Below are 21,295 nucleotides of genomic sequence, written 5' to 3'. Positions count from 1 at the left end.
GGTCGAGAGGTCGAGGGAAGCTGGCTCTCTGACTCTCGACTCCTCGACCCCTAGACCCCTCGACCTCCTCGACCGCGCCGGAGGCACCCAGTGACCTACCACCTCCGCCAGGCCCTCCTCGCCATGCGCGGCAACCTCACGGCCACCTTCGCCACGCTGATGACGATGACCTTGACGCTGCTGATGCTGGGGTTCGTGCTCCTGCTCACGCTGAACGTGAACCGGACGCTGGCGCAGCTCGAATCGCAGGTGGAGGTGGCGGCCTTCCTGCGGGAGGGGGCGGACGGGCCGCTGCTGCTGACGCAGGTGCGGGCGCTGCCGCAGGTGCGGGAGGCGAACCTCGTCACGCGGGTACAGGTCCTCGACGAGATGACGCGCGACTACCCCTACGCGCGCGACGCCGCCGAACTCGCCGGGAATCCCTTCCCCGACACGCTGCGGATGCGGGTGTTGCGGGTGGAGGACTCGCGGGCGGTGGCGGCGGCGGTGTCCACACTGGCGGGCGTGGAGGACGTGGAGTACGGGGCCGGGTACGTGGACCAGACGGTGCGGACGCTGACCGCCGTGCGCGGGGCGGGGTACGCGCTCGTGGGGCTGCTGCTGCTGGGGACCCTGTTCAACATCCTCAACGCCGTGCGGGTCGCCATGTACGCGCGTCGGCAGGAGATCAGCGTGATGCGGCTCCTCGGCGCGACGCGCGGCTTCATCCGCATGCCGCACGTCATCGAGGGCCTGATTCTCGGCGTGGCGGCGGCGGCACTCGCCCTCGCGCTGCTGACGCCGACGTATCTGGAACTCGCTGGGAGGGTGCAGCTCTTCGCGCCCGTCTTCCCCATCGTGCGGGACCTGCCCACCCTCCTGCCCCTCCTGGGCGTCGTGGGCGGGCTGGGCGTGGTGATCGGTTTCTTCGGCAGTCTCTTCGCGTCGCGGCGCTACCTGCGGGAATTGGAATGAGACCGCGTTGGGCCATCCCCGCCCTCCTCTCGGCGGCGCTGCTGGCGGGCGCGCAGACGACGAGCGAGCGGCTGGAGAGCCTGCAACGGGAACTCCAGCAGCAACGGCGGCTGAGCACCGGGCAGCGGCAGGAGCTGGAGCGTCTGCGCGCGAACATCCAGAACCTCACGGCGCAGCAGCGGCAGACGCTGACCCGGCTGGACGCCCTCGCCGGGAGCGTGGCCGCGCTGGAGAACGAGGCGGCGCGGCTGCGAGCGCGGGTAGCCCTCGCCGAGCGGCAACTGGCGGACATCACCGAGCGGCGTGAGCTGACAGGGGCGCGGGTGGCGCGGCTTCAGGGGGACGTGCGTGAGTTGTTGAACGCCCTCTACCGGGAGCGCAGTGGGCAGTACCTCCAGCTCCTCTCGCAGTCGGCCAGCCTGTCGGACCTCCTCATCCGCCTGCGGTACGCCAACCGGGCGGGGCAGTACAACATCGAGGTCATCGAGCGGTTGCGGGGGGAGGTGCAGACCCTCGCCGCGCAGGGGCGGCAGCAGGAGGAACAGACGGCCACGTTGAAGGCGTTGCAGGCCGAACGCCTCGCCGGGCTGGAGCGGTTGCGCGACCGCCGAGCCGAGCAGCAGACCCTCCTCACCTTCCTGCGCCGCAGCGAGCAGGGCCAGCGCACCCTCGCCACGCGCACGCGGGCCGAGCAGGTGCTGACGGCCCAAACAATTGACCAACTGGTGGGAGCCGTCGTGCAGGAGCGCACCCGCCTGGAGGCCGAGCGCCGCCGCCGTCTGGAGGAGGAACGCCGCCGCCGCGAGGCAGAGTTACGCCGCATCCGTGAGGCGCAGGAACGTGCCCGGCAGGAGGCCCTGCGCCTCGCCCGAGTGCGCGCCGAGCAGGAGCGGCAGGCGCGCGAACAGGCCGCGCGGGAGGCCGCCCTCGCCGCCCAGCGGGAGCGCGAGGCCCGGCTCCAGCGGGAGCAGGCGGCCCTCAGGGAGCGCGAGGCGCAGGAGCAGCGGGCGGCGGCGCAGGTCGAGCGGCAACTCGCGCCCCTGCCCGCGCTGAGCGGCCCGGTGGGTTTCCCCCTCCCCGGCGGCAGCGTTACCCAGCCCTACGGCGCGAACGGCGCGCAGTGGGTGGTCCTGGGTGCCCCGGACGGCGCCGTCGCCGTCGCCGCGCTGGAGGGCAACGTCATCGCCACGACCTACTACGCCAGCCTCGGCTGGGTCGTCCTCATCGACCACGGCCCGACCGTCACCGCCTACTTCGGCCTTCAGGACTCGCAGGTCAGCGTCGGCAACCGGGTGGCGCGCGGCACGCCCCTGGGCATGGTGGGCGGCAGCCCCATCTTCGGGCCGGGGCAGATGGCCTTCCAGCTCAACAGCGTCCAGGGGGGGACGCGGAGGCCGATGCCGCCGCCGTTCTGAGTGAAGGAGAGGAACACGCCAGTAAAGTGAGGATGTGCAAATCGTCTACCGGAACGTTGTATTCGACCACACGTGCCCCTGGTCGTCCAGCGAAATCTCGGCTCTTGAAGACATCTTGGGGGCTTCTCTGCCGAAGGACTTCCTAGACTTCAGTGCCGTTGTAGGTGGAGGAGTTTGCGAGTTCTCCTTTGATGTCCCATTCCCTAGAGGTGGGAATCGGACGCTCGCTTTACGCGATTGGCACGGCTTCAAATGCCGAACGACGTTTGCCGAAGCCCTCGATTTCGCACGGAAGACTTTCCACATCCCCCAGAAGGTCCTACCCATCGCCAACTCCGATTGGGAGAACTTCGTCTTCCTCGATCTCACTCAGGAGGGTGGAGGGCGTGTCGTCGTATTTGTGATGGGAAAGCCCGCATGGACCGGGTGGAGTACGGAGTCAACTTGGACGACCGTGGCGGAGAGCTTCACGGAGCTGCTTGACCGTATGTATCTGGATGATGAGACTGTAGAACTGCTACAGGAAGAGCTTGGTGATGATGAGGAAGAGGATCGGCGGATTGAGCGCATTCTCGATATAGGTCGTCCCGGTTGGCGTGCAGCACCCTCGTAGAGGCTCCCTCACGGCATTTGTCGAACGGCTTCCAAAGCCTCTTCTCCCCTCGCCCCTTGCCCCCACCCCCCGCGCTCTGATACTCTCCTTCGGTGCGCTTCCGGTTGGCTGCTGCGGGCGCATGATCCCCGCCGCCTAAGCGGGAGACAACCCTCACCACCCCAACCCGAGGTCTGAAGAACATGGTCAAGATTCGCCTGTCCCGTTTCGGCTCCACCCACAACCCCCACTACCGCATCGTGGTCGCGGACGCGCGCCGTCCCCGCGACGGTGGCTATATCGAGAGCCTGGGTCACTACGACCCCCGCAAGAAGACCGAGACCTACCTGAAGGTGGACGCCGAGCGCGCCGCCTACTGGCTCTCGCAGGGTGCCCAGCCCACGCAGACCGCCCGCCGCCTCCTCAAGTCGCAGGGCGTCAAGTTCGGCGGCTGAGGCCGAGGCGAACAGAAGAGGGAGGCTCCTGCAGGGGCCTCTTTTTTTGGCTTGTGGCCTGTCGCCTGTGGCTTGTAGGAAAGGGCGTTGTTCTTCCACACGCCACACGCCACGTGCGACGAGCCTCCCCTACAATGTCCGCCATGAAGACCGATCCCGTAGACCTGACGCTGTTTCTGGCGCAGAGCGTGGTAGATCAGCCCTCGCTGGTGCGCGCCTCCCGGCGTGGGCCGACCGTGGTGGTGCGCGTCGGGCCGGGCGAGGAGGGACGGCTGATCGGGCGGCAGGGGCGGGTCATTCAGGCGATTCGGACCCTCGTGCGCGCGGCGGGCGATCCCCGTGAGCGGTTGAACGTGGACCTGGACGCGCCCCGCAAGCAGTGAGGGGGCGGCTGTGACGGCACCGGAGAACACGACCCGGCTGGGGCACTTCCTGGCCCCGCACGGCGTTCAGGGCGGCGTGAAGGTGTACGTGCTGGGCGACCCGGCGCAACTGCTGGAGCTGCCGCGCGTGTGGGTGGAGGGCCGGGGCTGGCTGCGGGTGCGCCGCGCGGAGTCGGTGCCGCCGGGCGTGGCCCTCCACCTCGCCGGAATCACCACGCGTGAGGCGGCGGAGGACCTGCGCGGTATCCACGTCTTCGCCGCCGACGCCGACCTCCCCGAGTTGGAGGAGGGCAGCTACTACTACCACGAGCTGCGCGGGCTGCCCGTGCTGGGGGCGGACGGCACCCAACTCGGCGAGGTGACGGACGTGATAGACGGTGGGCACCAGGATTTGCTCGTCGTCGCTCACCCGAACGGCGAGGATTTCCTACCCCTGCAAGCGCCTTACGTGACCGTGGAGACGGGCGACACGGGCCGACCCACCGCCGTCACCCTGACCGAGGACGCGCCGGGGGGGCTGCTGGGGGAGGGGACGGAGGAGGTGTGATGGTTCGGGTGCGGCGGCTGATTCGTGGCCGACGGCAGGGAGGTATGAGTCTGGGTTCTGACAAGGCCATGCTCGCTCACCCGCACCCGGCCTCCCCCCTCGAGGGGGAGGGGCAAAAGAAGAAGCGCCGCGTCTTCCTGTCGTTCCTCATTCTTAGAAGGCAAACAGTCTGCCTCCCGCCCTCCGCCCCATGCTGACCTTTTCCTTCCTCACCCTCTTTCCCGAACTGCTCGCGCCCTTTGCCTCCGAGGCTATTCTCGGCAAGGCGGCGGCGCGGGGGCTAATCGCCGTGAACCTCGTCAACATGCGGGACTTCGCGGGGAACAAACACGCGAAGGTGGACGACACGCCCTACGGTGGCGGCGCGGGCATGGTCATCCGCGTGGACGTGGCGGAGCGGGCGCTGGCGAGCCTTCCTCCGGCGGATGAGGTGATCCTGTTTACGCCCGCCGGGGAGCGGTTCACCCAGCGCACGGCGGAGGAATTGTCGGCCAAAACGCACCTCGCCTTCCTGTGCGGGCGCTACGAGGGCTTTGACGCGCGGGTGGAGGGGCTGGTCACGCGCGAGCTGAGCGTCGGCGACTTCGTGATGATGGGCGGCGAGGCGGCGGCGGCCTGCGTGCTGGAGGCGGTCGCGCGCTTGCGGCCTGGCGTGCTGGGCGACGAGGACTCCCACCGGGCCGACTCCTTCTCCAGCGGGCTGCTCGACTACCCGGAGTACACCCGCCCTCCCGAGTGGCGCGGCGTGGGCGTACCGGAGGTCTTGAAAGGTGGGAACCACGGCGCGGTGGCCGGGTGGCGGCGACAACAGGCCCTCGCGCGGACGCTCGCCAGGCGGCCTGACCTCCTGCCCGGCGCGGGCCTCACGCCGCAGGACAGCGCGCACCTCCTCACGCTGGGAGTCACCATCGAGCAATTGGCCGCGTGGGGAGCGCCGCCCCCGCCCGAGCCGAAGCGCAAGCGTCGGGAACGGTCCGGCCTGAAGGAGTCCTGAAGGCCCGCCGCCCGTCGGGGGCAAGCGCGGCGATAGGGACGGCGAAAACGGGGAAACTTGCGTTGAGGCGCACACTTCCGGGTTCTCCTTCTGTATCCGGCGCTCAGTTCAGCTCGGCGGTGAGGGCGCAGGATGGGGGTGAGATGCGGGTGCCCCTGTTCCCCCTGCCCAACCTCGTCCTGTTTCCGGGACAGGTGTTGCCGCTGTATGTGTTCGAGGCCCGCTACCGCGAGTTGCTGGCGCGGGTACAGGAGAGCGGGGAGCCGTTCGGCATCGTGCGGATTCGCTGGTCAAGCGAGGTCTCGGCCCTGCCCTTCCACGAGCGGGTCTCGCGGGTGGGCACGCTGGCCTACGTCACGCGCGCCCAGCGCCACGAGGACGGCACGAGCAGCATCCTCGTCGTGGGCGGCGAACGCTTCGCGGTGCAGGACTTCGACCCGAGCGAGTCCTACCTGAGCGCCGAGGTCTCCCTCACGCCGCTGGAACCCGACATGCTGGGGCAGCCCGCCGTGGACGCCCTCGCGCGCCACCTCCTCTCGGACCTGCTGCGCCTGCACCCTGGAGACAAGGACGCGATCATGGAGGGTGCTCCAGAAGACCCCCTGCTCCTCGCCAGCTTCGCCGCCGCGCTGCTGCCCCTCACCCCCGAGCAGCGGGAGGAGGCGCTGGAGGCGTCCACACTCCTCGACCGTCTGGAGGCCCTGCTGGGCTTCGTGCCGGTGGAGGCGCGGGAGTTGAATTAGCGGTCAGCTTTCAGCTTTCAGCCGTCAGCAGAACACTTCAAGAACCCTGCTTCTCTCGGTTTTCGGGAGAGGGGCGTTCCCCGCGCGGTGTAGATTGAATTCGTCTTCACACTCAAGCGGTCTCCGGCTCTGGCGACGGCGGTGTTTCTCCCCCTTCCGTCGCCGTTCTTCTCTCCCCTTTCGAGGTTCAGGCGTGAAGTGTCTCCTTCCCGGTCTCGCCCTTCTGCTGCTCACGTCGTCCGCGCTCGGTGCGCGTGTCACGGTTCCCGGCACGTCCGTCAGCCTCGCGGTGCCGGAGGGTTTCGTTCCCATGCCCGCCGACATCCTGGCGCTGAAGTATTCGCGCGGTGGCAACCCGCCCTCCTCGGTGTACTCCACCCCCGGCCCGAGTTGGGCGGTCAACATCGCCTTCTCGCTACGGGACGTGCGGTTGCCGCCGGGCAGCCTCACCCCCGCCCAGGCCGCGTTGGAGCGGTCCGTGCAGGCCACGCCGGGCTTCCGCTGGGTAAAACGTGGCATCGAGCGCGTGGGCAACCGTGAGTGGATCGTCCTCAAGTTCTGGGTCAACGGCCTCGACCAGCCCATCTACAACGACCTGCGCGCCACCCGCGAGGGCGAGGGAACGCTGATCGTCTCCGCCAACGTCACGAAGACGCTGTATCCGAAGTACGTCAAGAGTCTGGACGCGGCGATGAGCAGCCTGCGGTGAGGGTGTCTGCTGGCCGCTGGAAGCTGGCGGCTGGCGGCTCCCCTAGAACACCACCGTCTTATTCCCGTACACCAGCACCCGGTCCTCCACGTGCGCCTTCACCGCGCGGGCCAGCACCTGCCGCTCCACGTCGCGGCCCACGCGCATCAGGGTGTCGGGCGTCTCGCGGTGGGTGACGGGCACCACGTCCTGCGCGATGATCGGCCCGGCGTCCAGCTCCTCGGTGACGTAGTGGCTCGTCGCGCCGATGAGCTTGACGCCCCGGTTGAAGGCCGCCCGGTAGGGGTTCGCGCCCACGAAGGCGGGCAGGAACGAGTGGTGGATGTTGATGACGGGCCGCCCGAATCCGCTCAGGAAATCGCCGCTCAGAATCTGCATGTAGCGCGCGAGGACGGCGAAATCGGCCCCCACCTCCTGCATGAGCCGCACCTGCTCGGCCTCCGCCTCCGCCTTGTTCTCCTTCGTCACGGGGACGACGTGGAAGGGGATGCCGAAGGTCTCCGCGTCCCGCCGCAGGTCCTCGTGGTTGGAGATGACGAGGGGGATTTCTATGTTCAGCTCGCCCCGCCGCTTGCGCCACAGCAGGTCGAGGAAGCAGTGGTCATACTTGCTCACCAGAATCGCCATGCGCTTGGGCTGGGTGGTGTAGCTCAGCCGCCAGTCCATACCGAAGGGTTCGGCGACGACGCTGGCGAAGGCCCGCTCGAACGGCTCCCGCGCGAGGTCGAGGCGTTCGAGGTGAAACTCCATCCGCATGAAGAAGGTGCCGCCCGAGGGGTCGGTGGAGTGCTGATCGGAGTGGATGATGTTGGCCCCGTGGTTGTGCAGGAACTGCGAGACGGCGGCCACGATGCCCCCCCGGTCCGGGCAGGTGATGGTGAGGACGGCGGTGTTCAGGGGATCGAGTTTGGGGGTGGAGGGGGCCGTCATGTCCGGGACAGGATAACGGGGTGGGTTGGGAGGAAGGTCGGGGGCGGTTAGCCATTAGCGTTCAGCCATTAGCTTTCAGCCGTCAGCTCTCAGCCGTCAGTTAGGAGGAGAGCAAGCGTTGCGTGCCACCCCCCTCCCGGCCTCCCCCGCAAGGGGGGAGGAGCAAAAAGCCCACTCATCACCCAACACTCAACCCTCATCACTGCCTTCCCTCCCCATGCTCTAGGCTCAGGCGCGTGCAGACCCCTTCCGTCTCCCCCACCCTGAGCTACGACCCCGAGCGCCACGCGGCCCTGCTCGCCGACTACTGCCTGACGGCGGGGGCGAGTGAGCGGCTGCTCGTGGCCGGGGGCACGCCCGCGACGCCCCTCGTGCGGGAGGTGACGCGCGCCCTGCTGCGGCGCGGTGCCCGGCCCGTCGTGCGGCTGGACTACCCCGGCCAGGACGAGGACTTCGCGGCCCTCGCCTCGGACGCGGTGCTGGACGCGGCGCACCCGGCGGACCTCGCGGACGTGGAGGCGCTGGACGGCAGCCTCCGCATCCTGACGCCGGGGCCGGGAGAGGCGGGGGATGCGGGCCGCCGTGCCCGCCTCACCGCCGCCCGCGCGCCCGTGGCGTCCATCCGGGCGCGCAAGAAGTGGTGCCTGACCCTCTACCCGACCGCGCACGCCGCCGCTGGGGCCGGGATGAGCGAGACCGAGTTTGGGGCCTTCGTGATGCGCGCCATGTTTCTCGACCGACCCGACCCGGTGGCCGCGTGGGGCGAGGTGCGGGAGACGCAGGCCCGCCTGATCGAGCGGCTGACCCGCGCCGACCGGGTGCGGATCGAGGCACCGGGCACCGACCTCACCCTGCGCGTGGGCGGGCGAACGTGGGCCAACAGCGACGGCAAACGCAACATGCCGAGCGGCGAGGTCTTCACCGGGCCGTTGGAGGACAGCGCCGAGGGCGTCGTCACCTTCACGGTCCCGGCGGAGTACGGCGGGCGGATGGTGCGCGGTGCCCGCCTCGTCTTCCGCGCGGGCGAGGTCGTGGAGGCGAGCGCCGAGGAGGGGGAGGACGTGCTGCGCTCCGCCCTCGCCACAGACACGGGCGCGCGGCGGCTGGGCGAACTCGGCATCGGCACCAACTTCGGCATCCAGACCCCCACGGGCAACATCCTCTTCGACGAGAAGATCGGCGGCACCGTCCACCTCGCCCTCGGACGCTCGTACCCGGAGACGGGCGGCGTGAACCGGAGCGCGATCCACTGGGACCTCATTACCGACCTGCGAACGGGGGGGCGGCTGAGTCTGGACGGGGAGGTTATGCAGGAGGGTGGGCGGTTCGTCAGGTGAGGGGCCGGGGCTGGCTCGCGGCGCTCGTCGGGGGGCTGGCCGGATTCCTCCTCGCCTGCGCGCTCCTCTTCTCGCTCCTCGCTCCACGAAGACAGGTCGTCGCCCGCTGGGACGCGCCGGACGGGATTCACCACGCCCTGATCGTGGACGACGGACCCAGCCCCACCGCACTCTTCGGCTCTGTACACCGCTGGCGGCTGTATCTGGGGCGGGACGCGGAGGAACCTTCTTACGGCCATTACGTGAGCCTGCCCGAACTCCCCGACCTGTACGGGCAAGATGAGGCGACGTGGCAGGACAGCCGGGTGAACTGGACCTCCGCCGGGGTGCGCCTCACCTTCCCGACGGGCCACGAACTGTTCGTTCCGGCGCGGGCCTACACGGGCGGACGTTGAGGGCCGCGCCCTACCCGATGGCCTTTCGCACCGTTTCCTTCCAGGTCGGCGGGTACATCACCGCGAACTGGCCCCGGTGGTCGGCCCAGACGCGGGTGAAGTCGGCGTAGCTCATCCGCACGTAGCCGAGCAGGGGGTCCATCAGGTAAACCTCCTGCCGGGCGTCGTCGTAGCCGGTGACGACGCGCCAGTGGGGAATGACCTGCGTGGGCGTGACATGCGATTGCAGCGCGATCAGCGGCAAGCGGGCGCGGATGGCCGAGCGCACGGTGTCCAGCGAGCCGCCCCGGAACAGCCGCGCCTCCATCCCCGCGAGCGGCGCGAAGTCCACGATGGCCTGAGCGGTCATGTAGGAGCGTTCGGTGGGGCGGGTCAGGCGGCTCACGTCGGCCAGGGCCACGTTGACCCCAAAGTAACCCAGGACTTGCGTGAGGCTCGCCGGGCCGCAGGCGTTGTACGTCTGGTGGACGAGCGGCATCCCGGACAGGACGTAGCCCGCCGGGGCCGGAGTCGTTGGGGCCGCCCGAACGCTCCCGAACACGGAGGTGGAGGCGAGGAGGAGGGGGAGCAGGGCGCGCACGAGCACAGGATGGCGCAGGCCCTCTGACGGAAGGGTTACGCGGCCCCAGACCGAGGAGGAGGAAGTCGTTCAGAGAGTCTGCGGAGGAAGCAGAGCGCCGATCAGAAGGGCCAGGGCACCGCCGCCCACACCCAGGGCCACCTTCCAGCGGGGAGGGAGAACCATGAGGGCGAGACCCAACCACAGGAGGAGCGCGACAAAACCAAACACCAGGAAATGACCGCCCAGCGTCGTCTTCCAACCGGAGTTCGCCGTCCCCGTCAGATTGAAGAGGCTGCTGCAAACCAGCACCACGCCGACCAACTGCGTTAGCCGGGGCGCTTCCTCTCGCAGCGGTCGTGATGGAACCGACGGCCTGGAGGCTTCCCGCCCCGACCCGTCCCGCTTCCTGAAAACCCCGAAACCCAGCGCAGAGCCACAGACGAGGGCTACAACACTGTTGGAGAGCAGAGGACCACCGGGAACACCGATGGACAGGCCACCGAGACAGGCCAGGAGCGCCAGCAGCAGCAGGGCAACTCCCAACCGCCGCCCGGTCGAAGGCGGCGTCAGCGGAACACGGGCCACCAGCAGCGTGCCCAGAAACCAGCCGAAGCAGGCGATGTAGACGAGTACCTCTCTCCACTCCACACGTTCAGCGTAGTCAGGAGTTCTCTCAGCCCTCTGACTCCTCCAGCGGCGCGAACAGCCGTTCCAAATCCCCGGTCGTCAATTGCGTCGCGCTCGTCAGGCCGCCGCCTAGCACACCCTGCGCGAGCGCCGATTTCCTCTGCTGGAGGTCCAGAATCCGCTCCTCCACGCTGCCTGCCGCGATCAGCTTGTAGACGAAGACAGGTTTGTCCTGCCCGATGCGGTAGGCGCGGTCGGTGGCCTGATTCTCGGCGGCGGGGTTCCACCACGGGTCGAGGTGGATCACCGTGTCGGCGGCGGTGAGGTTCAGGCCCACGCCCCCCGCCTTGAGGCTGATGAGGAAGACGGGCACCTCGCCCCCCTGGAAGCGTTCGATCTGCGCGGCGCGGTTCTTCGTCTGCCCCGTCAACTTGGCGTACCCGATGCCGAGGTCTGTCAGGGTCTCCTCCAGCAGGCCGAGCAGGGTAGCGAACTGGGAGAAGATCAGGACGCGGCGGCCCTCCTCCACCATCTGTGGCAGGTTCCCGGTCAGCCAGTCGAGCTTGGCGCTGCCGCTGACCTTGCGGGCCGCCTCCAGCCTCACGAGCCGGGGGTCGGTCACGGCCTGCCGCAGCTTGAGCAGCGCGTCGAGGATGGCGACGGTGGAGCGGGCCAGCCCCCGCGCGTCGAGTTCCTCGCGCACCCGCTCCAGCATGGTCACGCGCACCGTCTCGTACAGGTCGCGCTGGTCGCCGTCGAGCGTCACGCGCACGGGCATCTCGGTCTTGGGCGGCAGTTCGGTCGCCACCTCGCGTTTCTCACGGCGCAGGATGAAGGGACGCACGCGGGCGGCGAGGGCAGCCTGACGGGCGCGGTCCCCCTGTTTCTCGATGGGGTTGCGGTACAGCTCGCGGAAGGTCTTCTCGTCGTGCAGCAATCCCGGCGTCAGGAAATTGAACTGCGACCACAGCTCGCCGAGGTGGTTTTCCAGCGGCGTGCCGGTCAGGGCGAGGCGGTGGCGGGCGTTGAGTGCCCCGGCAGCCTTCGCGGCGGCGCTCCTCGGATTCTTGATGTTCTGCGCCTCGTCGAGGACGAGGAGGTGGAACTCGTGCTCCCGCAGGGCGTCCACGTCACGCGGGAGCAGCGGGTAGGTGGTGAGGATGAGGTCGTGATCCGGCACGCGCCCGAACTCCGCCTTGCGCCCCGGCCCGTGCAGGGTCAGCACCCGCAGCCCCGGCGTGAAGCGGGCCGCCTCCGCGCGCCAGTTGCCGAGGACGCTGGTGGGGGCGACGACGAGGGAGGGACGGTCGGCGCGGCCTGCCTCCACCTCGGTCTGGAGGTGGGCGAGGGCCATCAGCGTTTTGCCAAGCCCCATGTCGTCCGCCAGAATCCCGCCCAGATCGTACTCGCGCAGGAATTGCAGCCAAGAGAGGCCCTGCCGCTGGTAGGGGCGCAACTCGGCGTGCAGGCCAGCGGGCGGCACCACGTCCACCACCCCCCGGAAGGAGCGCAGGCGGCGTCCCAGTTCGAGCAGACGTTCGGCACCGAGCCACCGCGCCTGCAACGCCTCGTCGAGCATCGCCAGGCGCGCGGCGTCGAGCAGGGGCAGCTTGAGGGGACCCTCGGGCAGCTCCCGCAGGTGCAACTCGACCAGCACGCTGAGGATGGCTCGCACCCGTCCGGCGGGCAGCGCGAGGCGGCGACCGTCGGGGAGCCGAGCGGGAATCACGGCGTCGTCTTTCAATGCGGCGAGGGCCTCCGGCGTGAAGAGTTCCGGTCGCTCGGCGATGAGGGAGACGAGGATGGGGATGAGGCTCACGCGCTCGCCGTCCACGACCACGCCGAGTTCGAGGGTGAACCAGCCGCCCTCCTCCCCCGCCTCGCCGTACCAGTCCTCCACCTCGGCGTAGCGGTAGGGGAAGGAGGGGTCCACCTCCACCCGGAAGCCTTTGGCCTCCAACTTCGGGAGGTCGGTGGTGAGGAAACGTTGCCAGTCGCCCTCGTTGGCGAAGGCATAGAGATGGGCGGCCTCGTGGTGCTCCACGTGGTCGCCGCGCGGCTGAAGACTCTGGAGACGCTTGAGACCTGTGCGCGTGACCTGTCCGGCGCTGCGTTTCTCGGCGTTGGGATCGCGGGAGGAGAGGTGCAGCACGCCGTCCACGTAGCTCTGACGCGGGGCCGTCAGCGGCTGACCGTCGTACAGGTGGGCGAGGTGGGCGACGCCGAGGGTGCGGTTCTCGTTCTGATGTCGCCAGCCCTTGCGGCGGCTCACCGTCACCCGCTCCTCGCGCAACGTCAGGAGGGGCTGGTACGCCACGGGCACCTGCCTCACCCGCACGGGCCGGGGCACGGGCAGCGCGTCGCCGAGCGCCGGGAAGCTTTCCCTCAGCGCCTCCGCGAATCCGGCGGCCTGCGCGGGAGGCACGGGGGGCACCCGCAGGAAGGCGGCCTCCAGCGCGGGCGGCAGCGCCGAGGTCACGCGCCCCAGCTCCCCCGTCCTCTCGCCCACGTACCAGCGCGGCGAGACGGGCAGCACGCGCACGCCGTCCGGCAGACTCACGACCGGTCGCTGCACTCCGCCCGCGTCCATCTGCCAGGCGAGAACGGTGGGCCGTTCGGGACCGGGGGTGAGGGGGGTCCGCCGCCCCTCCCAGTACAGGCGGCCCGTGTCCAGCAGCCGGGTGAGGAGGGGGTCGGTGAGCGGGTGGTCGCCGAGATACCACACCTCCTCGCCCTTCAAGACGCCGCTCTCGCCGCCGAGCGCGAGGACGGTCAGCACATCGCGGTCGGGGGCGGCGAAGCGGGGCAGGCCGCCTTCGTCACTCCGGTTCCAGCGCAGGGCGTGGGGCAGGGCGTAGCCGGAGACGGCGTGCACCTCCCCGCGTCCGCCCTCCCGCGTGGCCCGCCGCACCCGCAACGTCAGCGTCTCGCGCGCCGTGCGGGAGCGCAGCGTCACGCCGAGGTCGAAGCGCAGGGTGACGCCGCCCCGCTCCCCCGGCCCCTCCCCGGTCAGCTCGGAGACCGCCGTGAGCCACTGCCGCAGCGGGGAGGCGAGAGGGACGGTGGGGGCGTCCTCGTCGGAGGTGTCGGGCGGCTCCGGTCGGGTGGGAGGCGGTTCGGGCAGAGATGCCGCTCCCCCCAGCCGCTCCAGCTCGCGGTCCAGCGCCGGGCTGAGGAGGGCGCGGGCGAGGTGGGCACAGCCCTTGCGCCCGCATCCGCACGCGCCGCCCGCGTAGACGCCCCCCGGACTCAGCATGAACGTGGAGCGGTAGAGCCGCCCCTTCTCCCGCACCTGAGCGTTTCCCTGATACCCGACCGCCGTGCGGTTCAGGCTCAGCTCGGTCACGTCCGCGACGTTCATCCTCAGCGCCGCGCCGACGGTGGGCAGGCTGAAGAAGGCGGGCGGCACGCGGTCGAGGTTCATCGGCCTAGACCCGCGTGAGGTCCTTCGGCAGCGGCAGGAACTCGATCTCCGGGTGCTGCTCGGCGGTGTAGTCGAGGTCGTACCGGCTGCGGAAGAGCATCACCGGGCGGCCCTGGTCGTCCTCCACATGACGGGCGAAGCGGGCCACGCTCCCGGCGTCGCCAGCCAGCCAGCGCACAAGCTGGTAAGAGGTCACGTGCATCTCCACCTCCACCCCGTACTCCTCGGCCAGCCGTGCCTGGAAGACCTCGAACTGGAGGGGGCCGACCGCACCGAGGTAGGGGTCGCGCGCCCCATCTGTCGGGTAGAAGACCTGCACGACGCCCTCCTCCGCGAGCTGCTGGAGGCCTTTCATGAACGCCTTGCGCTTGCCCACGTCCTTGAGACTGATGGTGGCGAAGGTCTCCGGCGTGAAGCGGGGGAAGGACGGGAGCTGCACTTTCGGGTCCACGCTCACCACGTCGCCGATCTGGAAGACGCCGGGGTTAACGAGGCCCACGATGTCGCCGGGATACGCTTCTTCGACTTTCTCGCGGTCCTGGGCGAAGAGGGTATGCGCCTGACTGAGCCGCAGCTTGCGCCCGGTGCGGGTATGGGTCACGTCCATGCCGCGCTCGAAGTGGCCGCTCATCACGCGCATGAAGGCGGTGCGGTCGCGGTGTGCCCGGCTCATGTTCGCCTGGAGCTTGAAGACGAAGCCCGCAAAAGACGCCTCCGGGTCACGCTCGCCCACGTTCGTCTCGGTGGGGCCGGGCGGCGGCGCGAGGTCCACGAAGTTGGCGAGGAAGTGCTCCACCCCGAAGTTGTTCATCGCCGAGCCGAAGAAGACGGGGGTGAGTTCACCGTTCAGGAACGCCTCCGGCTCGAACTCGGGCAGCGCCCCCTGAATGAGTTCCACGTCCTGCACGAGTTTCGCGGCGAGGTCGGGGCCGACCAATTCGACCAGCTTGGGGTCGTTGAGTCCCGCCGTCTGCATGGGCGCGCGGTGCTTGCCTCCCGAAGTGCGCTCGAAGGCGAGAACCTGCCCGGTGGAGAGGTCGTACACGCCCTTGAAGTCCGGGCCGTCACCGATGGGCCATGTCAGCGGGACGGCGGTGATCTTCAGCGTGCCCTCCAACTGCTCCAGCAGCTCGAAGGGGTCGAGGGCCGGGCGGTCCATCTTGTTCACGAAGGTCAGGATGGGGATGCCCCGGTTGCGGCACACGGCGAAGAGCTTTTCCGTCTGCGCCTGCACGCCACGCGCCGCGTCGAGGACCATCAGGGCGGAGTCGGCGGCGGTCAGCGTCCGGTAGGTGTCCTCGCTGAAGTCCTGGTGGCCCGGCGTGTCGAGGAGGTTGATGTGCCGCCCGGAATATTCGAAGGTCAGTGCCGAGCTTGAGATCGAGATGCCGCGCTGCTGCTCGATGCTCATCCAGTCGGATTTGGTGTGCGAGCGGCCCTCTTTGGCGGTCACGCTCCCCGCCTCCTGAATCGCGCCTCCGTACAGCAGCAGCTTCTCGGTGATGGTGGTCTTGCCCGCGTCCGGGTGGGAGATGATCGCGAACGTCCGGCGACGCGCGATCTCCTGGGTGAGGTCTGAGGTGGTCATGGGGAAAACTCCTGCGGGCGGCGGGGAAGGGGGCGGCCCGGCTTGACTCTGGGGGAAAAAGAACTGCGCGCCTGCGACTCGCGCTCACGGGGGAGGGAGGAGGAGCGTCATCCGACTATGATACCGCGCCCAGGGAGCGTGTTCGCGGAGGTCTTTCACGAGGACGAGGGGTGCCCGGAGACCGCTTCTGCTCTCCCCTCTCCACACCCGACGTGTAATGAGAAACGAGCGTGTCAGACGTTGTGTTTTTCTCCCTCTCCCCTTGCGGGAGAGGGTCGGGGAGAGGGGTGGCGAGCACCGCTCGCCCTGCTTCAAGACGACGAAAACGCTCCTTTTCCCAGAGCGACAACCACCCGCCCCCGCCGTCTTCGGGAGACCCGTCATCACCCTTCCCGACCACGCGCCGAGCGGCACCCCGACCCATCCATCTTTCGGAGGAAGCACGGCGGTCGTCCTCCCGTTACCGTGGGCCATGACCGCACCGCGCGCTTCGGGGACCGTGGGACTCATCGTGGCGACCGCCCTCGCCTCCGCCGCCTTCCTCGCCACGGGCTTCGTGGTCGTGCGCGGCCTGGCCGACGTGCGGAACGCGAGCGACGTGATCAACGTGACGGGCAGCGCGAAGAGAAACATCACGTCCGACCTCGCAGTGTGGACCTTCACCCTGGAGAGCAGCGACGACACGAGCCTGCAAACCGCCTACGTCGCCTTCCGGGAGGCGCAGCCGGAGATCGAGGCCTTTCTGCGCGAGCAGGGTGTCACGGCGGAGGAGGTGCGCCGCGAGCCGGTGAACGCCGGGCCGCAGAGCTACCGGGTCATCGAGGAGGTCGGCGGCCAGAACCGCGAGGTCCAGCGCATCCGCTACGTGGTGAGCCAGACCTACCGCCTGCAACTGCGCGACATCGCCCGGCTCCAGCGCACGGTCGGGGCCGCCACGCCCGCCTTCGTGGAGGTCAGCGTCGGTGGGGTGAGTGTGGCGAACGGCGACGTGGACTACCTGTACACCCGGCTCGCCGACGTGCGCGTGAAGCTGCTGGAGGAGGCGAGCCAGGACGCCCAGCGCCGCGCGCAGGCCATCGCCCGGAGCGCCGGGAACACGGTGGGGGCCGTCAAGAACGCCCGCGTCGGCGTCTTCCAGATCACACCCCGCTTCGAGACGAGCGTGGAGGACACGGGCAGTTACGACACGACCAGTCTTGAAAAGGACGTGACGGCGGTGGTGGAGATCGATTTTGTGGTGAGGTAGCTTCTCTGCCGGGTCCTATCCTGACCCATGCTCCTCTTTCCCGCCGAGCCGTTCGCCGGTCAGATTCCCGACGCTACATATATGCCAGAGGTCGAGGAGACGCGGCGGCTTGGCCTGGACCACGCCCTCCTCGACTTCGAGGCGTTGCTGGACGGCAACCCCAGGCGGGCGTTGCGGTGGGTTCCGCCGTCCGACGAACCACGGCTCGCCGTCTTTCGCGGGTGGATGATGCGGGCCGAGGTGTACGCCACGCTGCACGAGGCGCTGAGCGAGCGCGGGCTGACCCTCGTCAACACGCCGGAGCAGTACCGCCACACCCACCACCTGCCGGAGTCGTTCGGCGTGATTGAACGGGACTCGCCCCGAACTGTTTGGCTTCCCGCCGCGACGGTGGACGATGTGGACCGCGAGGCCGTCCGCACCGCGCTTTCGGACTTCGGCACGCGCCCCGGCATCGTCAAGGACTACGTGAAGTCCCGCAAGCACGAGTGGCGCGAGGCGTGTTTTATCCCTGACCTCTCGGACACGGCGGGGGCGCTGCGGGTCATTGACACCTTCCTCCAGCGGCAGGGCGAGGCATTTCAGGGCGGTCTCGTCCTGCGGGAGTTCGAGGAGTTCGCGCCACTCGCCGAGCATTCCAGGAGCGGGCTGCCCCTGACGCGCGAGTACCGCCTCTTCTTGCTGGATGGCGCGGTGAGAACGGCGGACGAATACTGGGAGGAGGGCGACTACCCGACCGCCGACCTGCCCCTCGAACACTTTGCCGCGCTTGGGCAACGGGTAGACAGCCACTTCTTCACGATGGACGTGGCGCAGCGGGAAGACGGCATGTGGCGCGTGATGGAGCTTGGGGACGGTCAGGTGGCCGGGCTGCCCGAGCGGATGAACGTCTCTCGCTTCTACGAGGCGCTTGCCCCCCTCCTCACACCGGCTTGAGGGAACCGAACGCCCCCAGCAGCGCATCCACCGTCCCCAGCCGCGTCCCGATGAGCTTCTCCGGGTCGCGGTTGTATCCGCCCGCCATGACTGTCACGAGGGGCGTATGCGTGCGGGCGGCCCAGCGAAACACCCGCTCATCCCGCTCCCGCACCCCAGCGGGCGTGAGGGCGAGGCGGCCCAATTGGTCCCCCTCCAGCACGTCCGCCCCGGCGAGGAAGAAGGCGAAGTCGGGGCGAAAGGCAGCTACGGCGGGAGCCACCTGCTCGTCCAGCGCGGCGAGGTAGGCGGCGTCCCCCGTACCGTCGGGGAGGGCCACGTCGAGGCCGCTGCGTTCCTTCTGGAAGGGGTAGTTGTTCGCCCCGTGGACGCTGACGGTCAGGGTGCGCGCCTCGCCCGCGAGCATGGAGGCCGTGCCGTTGCCCTGATGCACGTCCAGATCGAGGACGAGGATGCGCGAGGCGTACCCGCCGTCGAGGAGCCAGCGCGCGGAGATCACCACGTCGTTGAGGAAGGAGAAGCCCTCGGCGCGGCCCGCGTAGGCGTGGTGGGTCCCGCCGCCGAGGTTGAGACCGACCCCGTGGGCGAGGGCGTCCCGCGCGGCGGCCAGCGTCGCGCCGCTGCTGCCGAGGCCGCGCTCCACGACTGCCGGGGTCCACGGGAAGCCCAGCGCGCGTTCCTCGGCCCGCGTGACCTCCCCGCGCCGCCAGCGGGCGAGGTAGGCGGGGTCGTGAACGCGTTCGGCGTCGGCCCAGCTCAGGAGGGGGGCGTCCAGCAGGGACAGGCGGGCGGCGGCCCCTTCGAGCAGGCGCTCCAGAAACTCACGCCCGAGGAATTGACGGCGGGGCGGCGGACCGCTCGCGTAGGCCGCGCGGCGGAAGGCGGTCCAGGCGCGTGGGAAGGGCGGGGTCACGCGCCCAGGCTACGGCGTCCGGCTAAGCTGGCGAGGTGACTGGGTTGAGGGAGAGGCTCGGCCTGCGCTTCCCCATCGTGCAGGCACCGATGGCGGGCGGCGTGACCACGCCCGAACTCGTCGCGGCGGTGTCGAGGGCGGGTGGGCTGGGCAGTCTCGGGGCCGCCTACCTGACGGCGGGGCAGATCGCGGAGGCGGGCGCGGCGGTGCGGGCGCTGACGGATCGGCCCTTCGGCGTGAACCTTTTCGTGCCCGAATCTTTGCCCGAAGTCACAGGAGCGGAGGTCGCGGCGGCGGTGGCTGACCTCTCGCCGTTGCACGCGGAGTTGAACTTGCCGCCACCGACCCTCCCCGAGCGCGTGCGGGAGGACTTCGCGGCGCAGTTCCGGGCGGTCCTGGAGTTGCGCCCCACCGTCTTCTCCTTCGCGTTCGGTCGGCTGGGAATGACGGAAATGACGGCCCTACACGAAGCGGGCATCCTCATCATAGGCACGGCAACAGGGGTGCAGGAGGCTCGCGCACTCGCGTCAGACCGCGTGGATGCGGTGGTCGTTCAAGGAGGGTCGGCAGGCGGGCACCGGGGCGGCTGGATGCAGGACGAGTTGGCCGACACGCTGGCCCTCACCCGTGCGGTAGTGAAGGCGGTCCACGTCCCCGTTAGCGCGGCGGGCGGGCTGATGGACGCGGCGGGCGTGCGCGCGGTGCTGGACGCGGGCGCGGACCTCGCCCAATGCGGCACGGCCTTTCTGAGGGCGAGCGAGGCGGGCACCTCTGCACCCTACCGGGCGGCCCTCGCGGCGGCGCGACCCGGCGACACGACCCTCACGCGGGCGTTCAGCGGGAAGACGGCACGCGGCCTCGCCAACCGGGTCACGGCAGAGGTCGGGTATCCTCTCCCCTTCCCCCTCCAGAACGCGCTGACCCGCGACCTCCGGGCCGCTGCCGCTCGCACGGGCCGGGCCGAGTTCCTGAGCCTCTGGGCGGGCGAGGGCGCGCACCTCGGGCGGGCGGGGACGGCGGCGGAGCTTCTGGTGGGGCTGTGGCCGTGAGCGAGGCCGTCACCCTCCGCCCCCTGCGCCCCGGCGACGAGGGGGCCGCCGCACGCTGGGCCGCCGACCCCGAGTTCTGCCGCGCGGCGGGATGGACGGTCGGTCTCGCACCCCGGCTGGTGAGCCGCCACTGGGAACGCCTGATCGCCGGAACCGGGCCGGACTTCATGCGCCTGGGGGTGGAGGCTGGCGGTCGCCTCGTCGGGTACGTGGATTTGGCGAATCTCACACGCACCTCTGGCGAGTTCGGCATCGGGATCGGGGAGCGGGCGCTGTGGGGGCAGGGCGTGGGCCGGAAGGCCGGACGGCTTCTGCTCGCCCACGCCTTCGGGACGCTGAGGCTGGAGGTCGTGACGGCAGAGGTCCACGCTCCCAACCTCCCCTCCCACGTGCTGATGCGCCGCCTCGGCCTCCGGGAGAACGGGCGCGGCGAACCGGACATGTACCGGGGTGAGCGGGTGGAGGTCGTCCGGTACGTCCTGACCCGCCACGACTGGGAGGAGGACCCCGGCCATTCGGAGGGGGAAGGAGCCTGACCGTTCGCCCGAGGTCTTTTCGTCGCCGGAAGCGCACCCTGTGGGCATGACGAACTTTCAGGAACTTTCAACCCAGATGGCCGACGCCGTGGAGGCCGCCGCCGCCAGCATCGTCACCGTCCACGCGGCGCGGCCCGTAAGCGGCACGGTCGTGGGGCCGGAGCAGGTGCTCACGGTCGCGCACGTCCTCCACGCCGACGAACTTACGGTTCGCACCCCGGACGGCGGCACCCTCACGGCGGCGGTGGTGGGCCGCGATCCCGGCAGCGACCTCGCCCTGCTGCGGGTGCCGGGCCTGAGCGTGCCGCCCCTGACGCCGGGCGACGGCACACGGGTCGGCGAACTGCTCCTCGCGGTGGGCCGCCCGCCGCACGGGGTTCAGGCGACCCTGGGCCTGCTGGAACGCTCGGTGCCGGAGCGCGGCTGGCTCGCTACCGGGGCCGCGCCGTTCCGGGGGGTGAGCGGCGGTGCCCTCGTGGACGCGCGGGGCCGCATGATCGGCGTGCTCAACGCGGGGGTGGAGCGCGGCACGCTGCTCGCCGTGCCCGCCGAACGGGCGCTGCGGGTGGCCGACCTCCTGGGCACCACGGGCCGGGTGCCGCGTGGCTACCTCGGCATCGCCACCCAGCCCGTCCACTTCCCGGAGGGTGACGGCGGGCGGGCCGGACGTGACGACGAACGCGGCCCACGCGGACGCGGGCGCTGGGGACGCGGTGGGATGCGCGGACGGGTCGGCCTGACCGTCGTGCAGGTGGAGGGCGGCAGCCCCGCCGAGGCCGCCGGGCTGCGCGTGGGCGACATCCTCCTCGCGCTGGACGGCGAGGGAATGCGCCACCCGCGCGAGCTGCTGGAGCGGGTACGCGAGCTGGCCGGGCAGACCGTCACGGCCCGCGTCCTGCGCGGCGGCGAGGAGACGGACGTGACCCTGACGGTCGGCGAACGCTGAGGCCGGGCCTCCCC

The 21,295-nt window shown here is 70.0% G+C and carries 22 protein-coding genes; 16 read left to right on the top strand and 6 right to left on the bottom strand.

The window, feature by feature from the left end; genetic code table 11:
- Positions 1–90 precede the first annotated feature (90 nt).
- From V3W47_RS09855 to V3W47_RS09815, 9 genes are all read left to right on the top strand, one after another.
- Positions 91–954 (top strand): permease-like cell division protein FtsX, encoded by an 864-nt coding sequence (locus tag V3W47_RS09855; protein WP_331825035.1) that lies wholly within the window; start codon positions 91–93, stop codon positions 952–954.
- The gene (locus V3W47_RS09850) at positions 951–2,369 is read left to right on the top strand and encodes a murein hydrolase activator EnvC family protein (protein WP_331825034.1); all 1,419 of its coding nucleotides are present in this window, start codon (positions 951–953) and stop codon (positions 2,367–2,369) included. The genes V3W47_RS09855 and V3W47_RS09850 overlap by 4 nt, the downstream gene beginning before the upstream one ends.
- A gap of 34 nt (positions 2,370–2,403) precedes the next feature.
- Positions 2,404–2,982, top strand: coding sequence for an SMI1/KNR4 family protein (locus V3W47_RS09845; protein WP_331825033.1), 579 nt, complete (start codon positions 2,404–2,406; stop codon positions 2,980–2,982).
- A gap of 182 nt (positions 2,983–3,164) precedes the next feature.
- Entirely contained in the window at positions 3,165–3,416 is a 252-nt protein-coding gene (gene rpsP / locus V3W47_RS09840) for a 30S ribosomal protein S16 (RefSeq protein ID WP_331825032.1), read from the top strand.
- A 143-nt stretch (positions 3,417–3,559) separates the two neighbouring features.
- Complete coding sequence (locus tag V3W47_RS09835; RefSeq protein WP_331825031.1) at positions 3,560–3,799, top strand: KH domain-containing protein; 240 nt, start codon at positions 3,560–3,562, stop codon at positions 3,797–3,799.
- A gap of 10 nt (positions 3,800–3,809) precedes the next feature.
- A complete protein-coding gene (gene rimM / locus V3W47_RS09830) occupies positions 3,810–4,346 on the top strand; it encodes a ribosome maturation factor RimM (RefSeq protein WP_331825030.1) in 537 nt (178 codons plus the stop codon).
- Positions 4,347–4,536: 190 nt separating this feature from the next.
- Positions 4,537–5,340: a tRNA (guanosine(37)-N1)-methyltransferase TrmD gene (gene trmD / locus V3W47_RS09825; RefSeq protein WP_331825029.1), complete on the top strand. Its 804-nt coding sequence runs from the start codon at positions 4,537–4,539 to the stop codon at positions 5,338–5,340.
- 143 nt (positions 5,341–5,483) lie between these two features.
- Positions 5,484–6,083: an LON peptidase substrate-binding domain-containing protein gene (locus V3W47_RS09820; RefSeq protein ID WP_331825028.1), complete on the top strand. Its 600-nt coding sequence runs from the start codon at positions 5,484–5,486 to the stop codon at positions 6,081–6,083.
- A 193-nt stretch (positions 6,084–6,276) separates the two neighbouring features.
- Positions 6,277–6,792, top strand: coding sequence for a hypothetical protein (locus V3W47_RS09815; protein ID WP_331825027.1), 516 nt, complete (start codon positions 6,277–6,279; stop codon positions 6,790–6,792).
- Between the two features lie 42 nt (positions 6,793–6,834).
- On the opposite strand, the gene purU is transcribed toward V3W47_RS09815, so the two are convergent.
- A complete protein-coding gene (gene purU / locus V3W47_RS09810; protein WP_331825026.1) occupies positions 6,835–7,722 on the bottom strand; it encodes a formyltetrahydrofolate deformylase in 888 nt (295 codons plus the stop codon).
- A 236-nt stretch (positions 7,723–7,958) separates the two neighbouring features.
- Between purU and V3W47_RS09805 the strand changes: the two genes are divergently transcribed.
- The gene (locus V3W47_RS09805; protein ID WP_331825025.1) at positions 7,959–9,059 is read left to right on the top strand and encodes an aminopeptidase; all 1,101 of its coding nucleotides are present in this window, start codon (positions 7,959–7,961) and stop codon (positions 9,057–9,059) included.
- The gene (locus V3W47_RS09800) at positions 9,056–9,454 is read left to right on the top strand and encodes a hypothetical protein (protein ID WP_331825024.1); all 399 of its coding nucleotides are present in this window, start codon (positions 9,056–9,058) and stop codon (positions 9,452–9,454) included. Before V3W47_RS09805 ends, V3W47_RS09800 begins: the two co-directional genes overlap by 4 nt.
- A gap of 10 nt (positions 9,455–9,464) precedes the next feature.
- Here the strand turns inward: V3W47_RS09800 and V3W47_RS09795 are convergent, their stop codons facing one another.
- The 4 genes from V3W47_RS09795 to V3W47_RS09780 form a co-directional block, all read right to left on the bottom strand.
- A complete protein-coding gene (locus V3W47_RS09795; protein WP_331825023.1) occupies positions 9,465–10,034 on the bottom strand; it encodes a C39 family peptidase in 570 nt (189 codons plus the stop codon).
- 69 nt (positions 10,035–10,103) lie between these two features.
- On the bottom strand, positions 10,104–10,664 hold the full coding sequence (locus V3W47_RS09790; protein ID WP_331825022.1) for a hypothetical protein: 561 nt from the start codon (positions 10,662–10,664) through the stop codon (positions 10,104–10,106).
- Between the two features lie 25 nt (positions 10,665–10,689).
- Positions 10,690–14,067 (bottom strand): SNF2-related protein, encoded by a 3,378-nt coding sequence (locus tag V3W47_RS09785; protein WP_331825021.1) that lies wholly within the window; start codon positions 14,065–14,067, stop codon positions 10,690–10,692.
- Positions 14,068–14,071: 4 nt separating this feature from the next.
- Positions 14,072–15,655, bottom strand: a complete 1,584-nt coding sequence (locus V3W47_RS09780; RefSeq protein WP_331825020.1) for a peptide chain release factor 3 — start codon at positions 15,653–15,655, stop codon at positions 14,072–14,074.
- Positions 15,656–16,127: 472 nt separating this feature from the next.
- Between V3W47_RS09780 and V3W47_RS09775 the strand changes: the two genes are divergently transcribed.
- Positions 16,128–16,901 carry an SIMPL domain-containing protein gene (locus V3W47_RS09775; RefSeq protein ID WP_331825019.1) on the top strand — a complete coding sequence of 258 codons (774 nt, stop codon included), beginning with the start codon at positions 16,128–16,130 and terminating at the stop codon, positions 16,899–16,901.
- A 27-nt stretch (positions 16,902–16,928) separates the two neighbouring features.
- A complete protein-coding gene (locus V3W47_RS09770) occupies positions 16,929–17,837 on the top strand; it encodes an ATP-grasp domain-containing protein (RefSeq protein ID WP_331825018.1) in 909 nt (302 codons plus the stop codon).
- On the opposite strand, the gene V3W47_RS09765 is transcribed toward V3W47_RS09770, so the two are convergent.
- A complete protein-coding gene (locus V3W47_RS09765; protein WP_331825017.1) occupies positions 17,824–18,750 on the bottom strand; it encodes a histone deacetylase family protein in 927 nt (308 codons plus the stop codon). The two genes, V3W47_RS09770 and V3W47_RS09765, sit on opposite strands and share 14 nt — an antisense overlap.
- A gap of 35 nt (positions 18,751–18,785) precedes the next feature.
- Here V3W47_RS09765 and V3W47_RS09760 point away from each other — a divergent pair, with 35 nt between their 5' ends.
- The 3 genes from V3W47_RS09760 to V3W47_RS09750 are packed head-to-tail and all read left to right on the top strand — an operon-like array spanning position 18,786 to position 21,281.
- Positions 18,786–19,799 carry an NAD(P)H-dependent flavin oxidoreductase gene (locus tag V3W47_RS09760; RefSeq protein ID WP_331825016.1) on the top strand — a complete coding sequence of 338 codons (1,014 nt, stop codon included), beginning with the start codon at positions 18,786–18,788 and terminating at the stop codon, positions 19,797–19,799.
- Positions 19,790–20,335, top strand: a complete 546-nt coding sequence (locus V3W47_RS09755; protein WP_331825015.1) for a GNAT family N-acetyltransferase — start codon at positions 19,790–19,792, stop codon at positions 20,333–20,335. Before V3W47_RS09760 ends, V3W47_RS09755 begins: the two co-directional genes overlap by 10 nt.
- A gap of 46 nt (positions 20,336–20,381) precedes the next feature.
- Positions 20,382–21,281, top strand: a complete 900-nt coding sequence (locus tag V3W47_RS09750) for a S1C family serine protease (RefSeq protein ID WP_331825014.1) — start codon at positions 20,382–20,384, stop codon at positions 21,279–21,281.
- The last annotated feature ends 14 nt before the right edge of the window (positions 21,282–21,295 follow it).

This window comes from Deinococcus sp. YIM 134068 (assembly GCF_036543075.1).
GTDB lineage: Bacteria > Deinococcota > Deinococci > Deinococcales > Deinococcaceae > Deinococcus > Deinococcus lichenicola.
The sequence above is the reverse complement of the archived record's forward strand: the minus strand, read 5'-3'. Positions and strand labels throughout refer to the sequence as shown.

Coding starts and splice junctions, on each gene's coding strand:
- purU (WP_331825026.1), bottom strand. CDS start 7,722: ATGACGGCCCCCTCCACCCCCAAACTCGATCCCCTGAACACCGCCGTC.
- V3W47_RS09820 (WP_331825028.1), top strand. CDS start 5,484: ATGCGGGTGCCCCTGTTCCCCCTGCCCAACCTCGTCCTGTTTCCGGGA.
- V3W47_RS09780 (WP_331825020.1), bottom strand. CDS start 15,655: ATGACCACCTCAGACCTCACCCAGGAGATCGCGCGTCGCCGGACGTTC.
- rpsP (WP_331825032.1), top strand. CDS start 3,165: ATGGTCAAGATTCGCCTGTCCCGTTTCGGCTCCACCCACAACCCCCAC.
- V3W47_RS09775 (WP_331825019.1), top strand. CDS start 16,128: ATGACCGCACCGCGCGCTTCGGGGACCGTGGGACTCATCGTGGCGACC.
- V3W47_RS09835 (WP_331825031.1), top strand. CDS start 3,560: ATGAAGACCGATCCCGTAGACCTGACGCTGTTTCTGGCGCAGAGCGTG.
- V3W47_RS09770 (WP_331825018.1), top strand. CDS start 16,929: ATGCTCCTCTTTCCCGCCGAGCCGTTCGCCGGTCAGATTCCCGACGCT.
- V3W47_RS09785 (WP_331825021.1), bottom strand. CDS start 14,067: ATGAACCTCGACCGCGTGCCGCCCGCCTTCTTCAGCCTGCCCACCGTC.
- V3W47_RS09850 (WP_331825034.1), top strand. CDS start 951: ATGAGACCGCGTTGGGCCATCCCCGCCCTCCTCTCGGCGGCGCTGCTG.
- V3W47_RS09750 (WP_331825014.1), top strand. CDS start 20,382: ATGACGAACTTTCAGGAACTTTCAACCCAGATGGCCGACGCCGTGGAG.
- trmD (WP_331825029.1), top strand. CDS start 4,537: ATGCTGACCTTTTCCTTCCTCACCCTCTTTCCCGAACTGCTCGCGCCC.